Here is a 7,168-nt window from a genome sequence, read left to right as displayed (position 1 = left end):
ATGTTCGTGCCAGAGGATGTTCGCGGGCTCGCCGCTCACGCTGTCCCATTCGTTGCCAATGTCTTCAGCGAAGTGGTCCCGGTCGGCGTAGAACTTCAAAGCAGCTCGCAGCCGCTCAGGCTCGCCAGGATCTGCTAGCGCTGGGTGGGTGTAGAGCTTGGCACCGAGCCTTGGCATGCGCCCAGCAGCCCAAGCAATCTCATGCAGACCCTTGCCGAATGCCACGACTTCGCCCACCGGCTCGCCCTGGTGCTGGGCTGGCTGGCCGTAGCTCAGCACGCACAAGTGATCCGGCAGGCCATAGTGCTTTTGGACATGGGTGATAGTCCGGCGTAGAACCGTGCCGGTGTAGTCGAGGGCATCATCGATCTCGCGGAGCAGAACCGTGTCGCCCACGGCGAAATTACGATCCGAGCAATCCCGGACCTCGCCGGTCTTGAGGCCGCTGAGCAAGTCAGCCAGCGGGGTCTGTCGAATTTTCAGTTCATGCTCGCGCGGCACGCTGACCATCTCTGTGTTGCTGGATCGGTTTTCTGTGGGCATGGGGATACCTCGCTTGATCGTTTACAGTTGGGCGATCAGTCAAAGGGGATGGGTATGGCGTGCTTGATTTGCGGTGGCCCAGCTGCAACTGTTGATTCGCTTGGCGATTACGAGGAGTGGGTGTGCGACGAATGCGGTCATTACCGTGTCACTAGCACCGCCATGGCGCTCTTGGAAAGCAATGGCTGGCGCCTCGATGTTGAGCTGACGAGAACCTGGATTGCGTCGAGGCAGGGAACCGGTGAAATTCCGACAGTCAACTCCCACTGGGCGATCGTCATGATTGCGTAGTAGCGCCTCTACGCAGCTTTCAGTAGCGCTTCGATCACCCGCTGCCCGGCGAGCGGCGGTACCGCATTACCGGCCAAGTGCATCGTCAGCCGGTGGTTGTCCGGCCGCAGGGTGTTCGCCGGAAACGACATCGCGGCGAGGGCCTCGCTGGCGCTGAGCATCCGCATGCGGTCACCATCGACCAGGGCCCAGCGGTCCAGGGTGGTGATGGTGCCGATCGGCCGGTTGATGTCGCGGCCGGTGGTGCCGGAGCCCTTGCCGTAGTAGGGCATGATGAAGCGCTCGCCGAAGCGCTGGCGCCCGTTGCGCACCCGGTCGAGCGTGGCCTGGGCCCGGCCTGGCTTCTCGATCTGCGACCAGCGCCCGGCTTTGAAGTCGAGGAAGCTGGCAGCCGGAACATGCCGTTCCTGCGGTAGTTGCAGCATCAGCGGTGCCTTGCTGCGCGTCAGGACCATGAACAGTCGCACCCGATGCTGCGGCACGCCAAGGTCTGCGCAGTCCACGATGTGCGGGGCAGCCTGATACCCCAGCGCCTGCACTGCCTGGAGCCAGGCCGGGTAGAGCACCCAGTCAGTGAACTCTGGCACGTTCTCGATCACCGCTGCGTGGGGCCGGTGGAATTCAAGGGCAGCTACCGGCGCCCAGGCTGTCGAGCGCGATGCGTCATGCTCGGGGTTGCCTGATCTCTTGCCGCGGGCCTTGGCATGGCCCTGGCAGCAGGGCGAGGCCAGTAGGATGTCGTGGGCTGGAACCTGCTCCCAACGTGCCTGGTGCAGGTCTTGGCAGACGTGCTGAGTGTCGGGATGGTTGGCGCTGTGCCACTCAACCGCTACCGGCCAGTGGTTTGCCGCCCAGAGAACCTGGACGCCTGCGGCGCGTGCGCCGGTGCTCCATCCGCCGAGGCCGGCGAACAGGTCGATTGCTGTGGTCACGTTGTATTCCTTTGCAGCGAAATTCTCGCGACCAACCGCTGCCAATACGGCGCGCTAGCGCAGCTGTAGACGGTGATAGGAGAATTTGGTGGGGGGGTTAATCAGCCAGGGAAGGCTAAGAACAGGAAGGAGAGAGTGAATCGGATTTGAAGCAGCAATGCAGCTGCCAAGAAGTAATTCCTGGCAGCTGTACCCCTTAACCGAGGGTCACCTTGGCAGTCAAAACAGCCTGGTTCCCATGGAACTCAGCATCATGCCAGCCAGAGGACTTCATGCGCTGCTTGTACCAGTCTTTTACCGAATCTACTACGCGCTCTTTCTTGTTTGTCGGATTTTCCTGATTGTGAAGCCCGATCACCTGAGCTGCGCTTACGACTTGCGTAGGCTCGTTTACGGAACGATCACGAGGATCTGGTGCTTGAAAAGGTCGTGCCATGTTGCTTACCCCAAAAATCGGTACATGCTGTGTACCGTACAGACTGCGGACGAATGGTCCTCGTACCTCGAATATATTAAAAAAGGTGGTCTAGGTAAAGGCTTTGGACCGTTTTTGTTCAACGCCACGTGCTCTTCGTCCCAAGTGCAGGAGCCCTCCTCGCCGGGAGGCGTGATCGTTGAATAGGGGAAGGCGCTGGCGGGCAGCGCCGGAGGGTCAGGGGCAGTTGTTCGCGCCGCAGTTCTGGCAGTCGTTGAGGAATCTGCCGTCCCAGCTGATGAAGCGTCCGCAGCCGTGGCAGTTGAGTGGCCGCTCCCAGGGCTTGCGCTGCTTCCTCGGCACCGCCATTTCGATACCGGTACCGCGCAGGGCCTCTTTGATATTCACGTCACGCTTGTGCACCAGGCGCCGGGCCTTTGCCTCGAGGTAAGCCAATGGCCAGATCACTGCTTCCTCTGGGGTGTTGCCGATCGCTTCGGCAGCCTCAAGGGTGAGTGGATGTGCCTTCTCGAATCTGAACGTGTGGCCTATTGGCCACCTGGCAAATGCAATGTCGTTGCCGTTCCAGCGCCCTGGTACCTGCAGGACAACAGTGCATCCCGGTAGCAGCTGGTCGCTGGCTTCGTCCAGGCTGATGTGCTGATGGTCTACACCGAGGTGTGCGCGGGCGTCGACGTAGTCCTTCGGCCATGGAACGTCTGTTTCCCGGTGGCCACAGGCCTGTTCCTGGGTGAACAGCTCGGCCTTGTCGAGGCTGGTGGTGTACCCGCCGCCCAAGGCCCAGAACATCAGACCATCGCCAACATCGATGCGACTGTCCTGCAGGTAGAACTGAGACATGGCTTTCTCCATGCATGCGCCGCCCTCCGTGCTGGTGGCGGCATGGTGGCAATTTGGTTTGGGATGGGGTATTACGGGTGACCGGCATGGGGCCGGACTACAAGGAGCGCAGTGATGCCATCGCAACAGGAAATCGAAGGACTTTTCGTAACCAGAGGAAGTGATCACTTGATTTACCGAAGCTCGGAAGGAAAGGGCCCGGTGTACCTTGTCAGCTCTGGTGACGGCTTACACACTGTGAGCCTCAAGTCCGGGCAATATGGTTTTGGTTCTGATGAGACTGGCTCAGGAGATGCAATCATTACCCTCAAAGGTGGTGGGATTCACGACGCGAAAGTCGTGTCCACTGTTCCTGAGACACTTCCTGATGGATCGACTGATGCTATCAACTTGGTTCTCAAGCTGAAGCTGGCCTGAGTACCTCGTCGCCAGGGTCTTGCTGGATCATCAGCATGCTCTTCCGATCGAAGGCCAGGGCAAGGCGCGGCGAGATTCTGATCTCATGGCGCGGCGGGGTGAGAAACTTCGCCGCGTGCGTCCGGCCCAGGGCGTGAATACCGTGGATCAGCGCCTCGATCAACTGGCTGCAGGTGGCGTCCGCCCATCCGCAGATCGCCCGCAGGTGCTGGCCGGTTCGCTTCCTGGCTGACAGCCGCAGCGGCTCGTTCCGCGCCACATTTCGGTGAGCTTCGATTTCGTGGCGCGCAATCCTGAACAGCGCGTGATGCCCGAGCGCTTCGATGTGATGGATCATCAGCGTCATTGCCTCGCCCTGTTCCTCGATCCCGGCCCACTCCATCAGCTCCAGAAGGGCCTGTTTAGTCCCGGGTCGAACCTTCAAGCGCAGGTCTTCTTCCTGCATGCGCTCGGCCTTCTCGCGCCGGCGCTTGTCGCGCTCTGCCTGGTCCATCGCCATACGGCACCTCCTTCAATCCGCTGGGCGGTAGGTTGAACTGCTCACGCCGCCTTGTTCTTTGCAGCGCGCTTCGGATTTTTCTGCTCAATTTCCATATCCATGTCGTTGAATCCAGCCAGCCACCAAGAGCCATGGAACGTGCATGAGGTAAATGGGTTGGCCATCTTGCCGCCACCGTTGCGGCGGCATTCCCGGCCAAGGTAGTAGACGCTGGGATGCTCGCCGCAATCGCTCATGGCTATGCACCCGTCAGGTGGTGGAGCGGGGCGAACGGGATGTCGTCAGAGAAGTCATCCGGCGGTGCGGCCTGCTGGTTCTGCTGCGGCGCTGGGCGTTGCTGGTACTGCTGGCGCTGCGACTGCTGTCGTTGCTGCGGGGGTTGGCGCTGCTGTTGCTGCTGGCCACCGCCCTGGTTATCAGGCCGGCCGCCCAGCAGTTGCATGGTGCCGTTGATGTCAACGTGCACCTCGGTGCTGTACCGCTTGATGCCGTCCTTCTCCCATTCGCGGGTCTTGAGCTTGCCTTCGATGTAGCACTGCGATCCTTTGCGCAGGTACTCGCCAGCGATCTCGGCGACCTTGCCGAACAGCACTACCCGGTGCCATTCGGTCTTCTCGACCTTCTGGCCAGTCTGCTTATCTTTCCAGGCCTCGCTGGTGGCCAGGCTCAGGTTGGTGACCGCGTTGCCATTGGGCAGGTAGCGAACCTCGGGGTCCTGGCCGCAGGTGCCGACCAGAATTACTTTGTTTACTCCACGGGCCATGAGGCCTCCTTACTTAATTCGGATTGAGCTTTCGCCGCGCTCGAGGTGCGCCCAGGCTGGCTCTGGGATGAGTTCGTGTTCGCAGTCCTCGCCGGCTGCCATGCGCTTGCGGACGGCCTCGTTGTGCTCGCGGTCGGCCTTGAGCTTGGCGGCGATGGCGTTTTTGTCCGGCGCGATCTTGGTCACCACCGACGTAAGCTCGTCCGGTACCGCCTGTTCGTTGTCGACGATAACCTTCTCTTTGCCGGTGACCAGGCTGATGGTGAACAGCGGGCGCTTGATCGACTTGATGTTGGCCGCGTCCATGTTCCGGCGCAGGTAGTCGGTGATCGCCGTCACGCTGTTGGCCTTGATGCGCTTGAGTTCGTTGAGGCGGTCGATTTCCGCATCGATCGCGCTGATGTCGCCTTCGATGTTCCGCCGCAGCATGACGATGTTGTCGGCCTTCACCTCAAATTCGCCTTGGATGCCGGCCATGGTGTCCTGAATGGCCTGTTTCAGCCCCTCGTCGTCGGTGTCGCACATGGCAGCCAGTTCGGCCATCTGGCCGGTGAGTGCGTAGAGCTGGGTCATGCTGCGTCTCCCTGAGTGAAGTTAGGAGAAAGGGTGGCCAGTTCCTTGGCGATCCGTTTGACGCCCGGCTCGTCCCGGCGCGCCGTGAGGCGGCGAACAGCGTGATCGTGGATCTTCTTGAGCTCCTGCAGGCTTTTCGCGCCCTGCATGGTATCGATCGTGTTCTTGATGAAGTCCAGGCGCTCCTGCTGTTGGCGCTCGATCTCGGCTTGGCGGTCTTCGGCCTGCTCGATGGCCTGCTCGGCCTGCAGCTGCTGGACGTAGTTCTGGTCGTCGAACATCCCCAGGAAGACGTCGGCGCTGAAGCCCAACATGGACAGAGCTTTCTTGATGGCGTCGGTGAGGGACTTCTTCGGCGCCTCGCCATCAGTGGTCATGCCGTACTTGGTCTTGTACTGGTATCGGGTGCACCCGTACTGCTCGACCTCGCCGCGCTGGCCGTCCTGCATGAACCAGAGCTGGATTTTGACGGTATGGCCGATCTCCCGGCCCAGGCAGATTCGCTTGTCGCCTTCTCCGGCGAACACCTCGTGGCCGTCGTCAAATCGCTCTTCCAGCACCTTCCAGCCCCAGCCGATGCCGACCGGGCCGAACATTTCGGTCGCCTTCATGACCATTGCGGTGCCGTTCAGGCTGGTGATCTTCTGGCCGCCGACCTCGGCGTTCTTGGTGTAGCGGGTATCGGTGGTCTGCACCTGCTCCCAGATGCGCATGTTGGTAGTGGACATTGGAAAACCTCGCGCCTGGCCGGCGCCGTTAGTTGAAAGGGGAAATGCCAGGTCACCCGGATTGGAGGTACCACCAGGCCCTGGCTGCGGTGGATGGTTGCGCGCTCTCGCCGCTTACGCTCCCGATGGGGTACGGTTATCCCGAAGGGCCGCCGTGCTCGGCTACGTGATTTAGGAAGTGGCTTTGGCGATGGCGGCGCGGGCTTTTTCTTGGAACTTGCCCAGGAAACCACGAGAGCACTGATCGCCGATCTCCATCGCCATTTCCAGCGCCTCCAGCAGCTCGGGCGCGGCAGCGATCAGACGGGCGTTGGCTTCTTGCTGCTCCTGGCCAGCCTCAGTCGGGCCGCAAGCTGCAACCTCTTGAATTACGCCTTGGCGAAGACGGGCTTCGACGTAGACCGTCGAGAATCCCTCTCGCTTCGTGAACCATGGGCCTGTCGTGTGTTTTTGTTCAGACATACGAATCTCCCGCGCCATCCATGCGGTGGGCGCTGATAAGTTGGTTATTGGGTGATGGAGCCAGCCAGTGCGCTGGCGAGCATGAAGGCGGTACAGGCGAAGAGGGCAGAGAATGAGCCGCGCCAGATGACGATGCGGCGGGCACGCTGGTAGTTGGTCATGGGCATGGCCTCGGCCTGGCGATCGGACGACGCTTCAGCCAGTCGGCTTTGATCGGGTAGGGCAGATCGGCGACACGCATGCCAACCGGAAACTTGAGGGTTCCGCGCACCTGGGCGGCCTTCGCTTCCTCGACCTGCTCGTCGATGAGCGTCTTCACGATTGATGTGGTCATGCAACCTCCTTGCGCCCATCAACAATCTTGTTGAGGCGCCCGCAGTAGTGGTTGAACTCTTCGATGGTGATGCGTCCGTCGCGGAGCATTTCCGTCAGCTGATGGCTGATGATTGTTGAGTAGCTGATTGGCGTACCCGGGTGCACCAAGGCATCAAGCTGCTGATCAATCAGAACATGCGGGCTCATGGCTCCCGTGCCTCGTAGGCCTGGGCCTGTACTCCGGCGGCGGCGAATGGTGTCAGCAGATCGCGCGCCAGCCGCTCTAGTACTGCGTCAGGGCAGGGCGCGGCCATCACCTCGTGGTACACGTTGTGCGCATCGCTCGCGTCGCGGCGCCGTGCGGCCAGA

General features: G+C 61.1%; 13 protein-coding genes. 1 reads left to right on the top strand and 12 read right to left on the bottom strand.

What is annotated here, in order from left to right; all coding sequences use genetic code 11:
- From ACNFHO_RS27280 to ACNFHO_RS27270, 3 genes are all read right to left on the bottom strand, one after another.
- A partial coding sequence (locus tag ACNFHO_RS27280; RefSeq protein WP_416767955.1) for a DUF3850 domain-containing protein occupies positions 1-543 on the bottom strand: 543 nt, incomplete at its 3' end.
- 299 nt (positions 544-842) lie between these two features.
- Positions 843-1,766 carry a DNA cytosine methyltransferase gene (locus ACNFHO_RS27275; protein ID WP_416767953.1) on the bottom strand — a complete coding sequence of 308 codons (924 nt, stop codon included), beginning with the start codon at positions 1,764-1,766 and terminating at the stop codon, positions 843-845.
- 652 nt (positions 1,767-2,418) lie between these two features.
- Entirely contained in the window at positions 2,419-3,042 is a 624-nt protein-coding gene (locus ACNFHO_RS27270; protein WP_416767952.1) for a hypothetical protein, read from the bottom strand.
- A gap of 114 nt (positions 3,043-3,156) precedes the next feature.
- On the opposite strand from ACNFHO_RS27270, the gene ACNFHO_RS27265 reads away from it, so the two are divergent.
- Positions 3,157-3,459 carry a hypothetical protein gene (locus ACNFHO_RS27265; protein ID WP_277687024.1) on the top strand — a complete coding sequence of 101 codons (303 nt, stop codon included), beginning with the start codon at positions 3,157-3,159 and terminating at the stop codon, positions 3,457-3,459.
- Here the strand turns inward: ACNFHO_RS27265 and ACNFHO_RS27260 are convergent.
- The 9 genes from ACNFHO_RS27260 to ACNFHO_RS27220 form a co-directional block, all read right to left on the bottom strand.
- The gene (locus tag ACNFHO_RS27260; protein ID WP_416767950.1) at positions 3,440-3,958 is read right to left on the bottom strand and encodes a hypothetical protein; all 519 of its coding nucleotides are present in this window, start codon (positions 3,956-3,958) and stop codon (positions 3,440-3,442) included. The genes ACNFHO_RS27265 and ACNFHO_RS27260 overlap by 20 nt on opposite strands.
- A gap of 41 nt (positions 3,959-3,999) precedes the next feature.
- Positions 4,000-4,194 carry a hypothetical protein gene (locus ACNFHO_RS27255; protein WP_416767949.1) on the bottom strand — a complete coding sequence of 65 codons (195 nt, stop codon included), beginning with the start codon at positions 4,192-4,194 and terminating at the stop codon, positions 4,000-4,002.
- A 2-nt stretch (positions 4,195-4,196) separates the two neighbouring features.
- Complete coding sequence (locus ACNFHO_RS27250; RefSeq protein ID WP_416767948.1) at positions 4,197-4,721, bottom strand: single-stranded DNA-binding protein; 525 nt, start codon at positions 4,719-4,721, stop codon at positions 4,197-4,199.
- Positions 4,722-4,730: 9 nt separating this feature from the next.
- Positions 4,731-5,294 carry a siphovirus Gp157 family protein gene (locus tag ACNFHO_RS27245; RefSeq protein ID WP_416767947.1) on the bottom strand — a complete coding sequence of 188 codons (564 nt, stop codon included), beginning with the start codon at positions 5,292-5,294 and terminating at the stop codon, positions 4,731-4,733.
- Complete coding sequence (locus ACNFHO_RS27240; protein ID WP_416767946.1) at positions 5,291-6,022, bottom strand: hypothetical protein; 732 nt, start codon at positions 6,020-6,022, stop codon at positions 5,291-5,293. The genes ACNFHO_RS27245 and ACNFHO_RS27240 overlap by 4 nt, the downstream gene beginning before the upstream one ends.
- Before the next feature lie 171 nt (positions 6,023-6,193).
- Complete coding sequence (locus ACNFHO_RS27235; protein WP_236183321.1) at positions 6,194-6,484, bottom strand: hypothetical protein; 291 nt, start codon at positions 6,482-6,484, stop codon at positions 6,194-6,196.
- 44 nt (positions 6,485-6,528) lie between these two features.
- Complete coding sequence (locus tag ACNFHO_RS27230; RefSeq protein ID WP_416767944.1) at positions 6,529-6,651, bottom strand: hypothetical protein; 123 nt, start codon at positions 6,649-6,651, stop codon at positions 6,529-6,531.
- Positions 6,642-6,818: a hypothetical protein gene (locus ACNFHO_RS27225; protein WP_416767943.1), complete on the bottom strand. Its 177-nt coding sequence runs from the start codon at positions 6,816-6,818 to the stop codon at positions 6,642-6,644. The genes ACNFHO_RS27230 and ACNFHO_RS27225 overlap by 10 nt, the downstream gene beginning before the upstream one ends.
- A complete protein-coding gene (locus ACNFHO_RS27220; RefSeq protein ID WP_186720876.1) occupies positions 6,815-7,006 on the bottom strand; it encodes a hypothetical protein in 192 nt (63 codons plus the stop codon). Before ACNFHO_RS27220 ends, ACNFHO_RS27225 begins: the two co-directional genes overlap by 4 nt.
- Between the last annotated feature and the right edge of the window lie 162 nt (positions 7,007-7,168).

The organism is Pseudomonas sp. NY15374, from assembly GCF_048068255.1.
GTDB classification, from domain to species: Bacteria; Pseudomonadota; Gammaproteobacteria; order Pseudomonadales; family Pseudomonadaceae; genus Aquipseudomonas; species Aquipseudomonas machongensis.
This window is presented reverse-complemented; position numbering and strand designations above follow the sequence as displayed.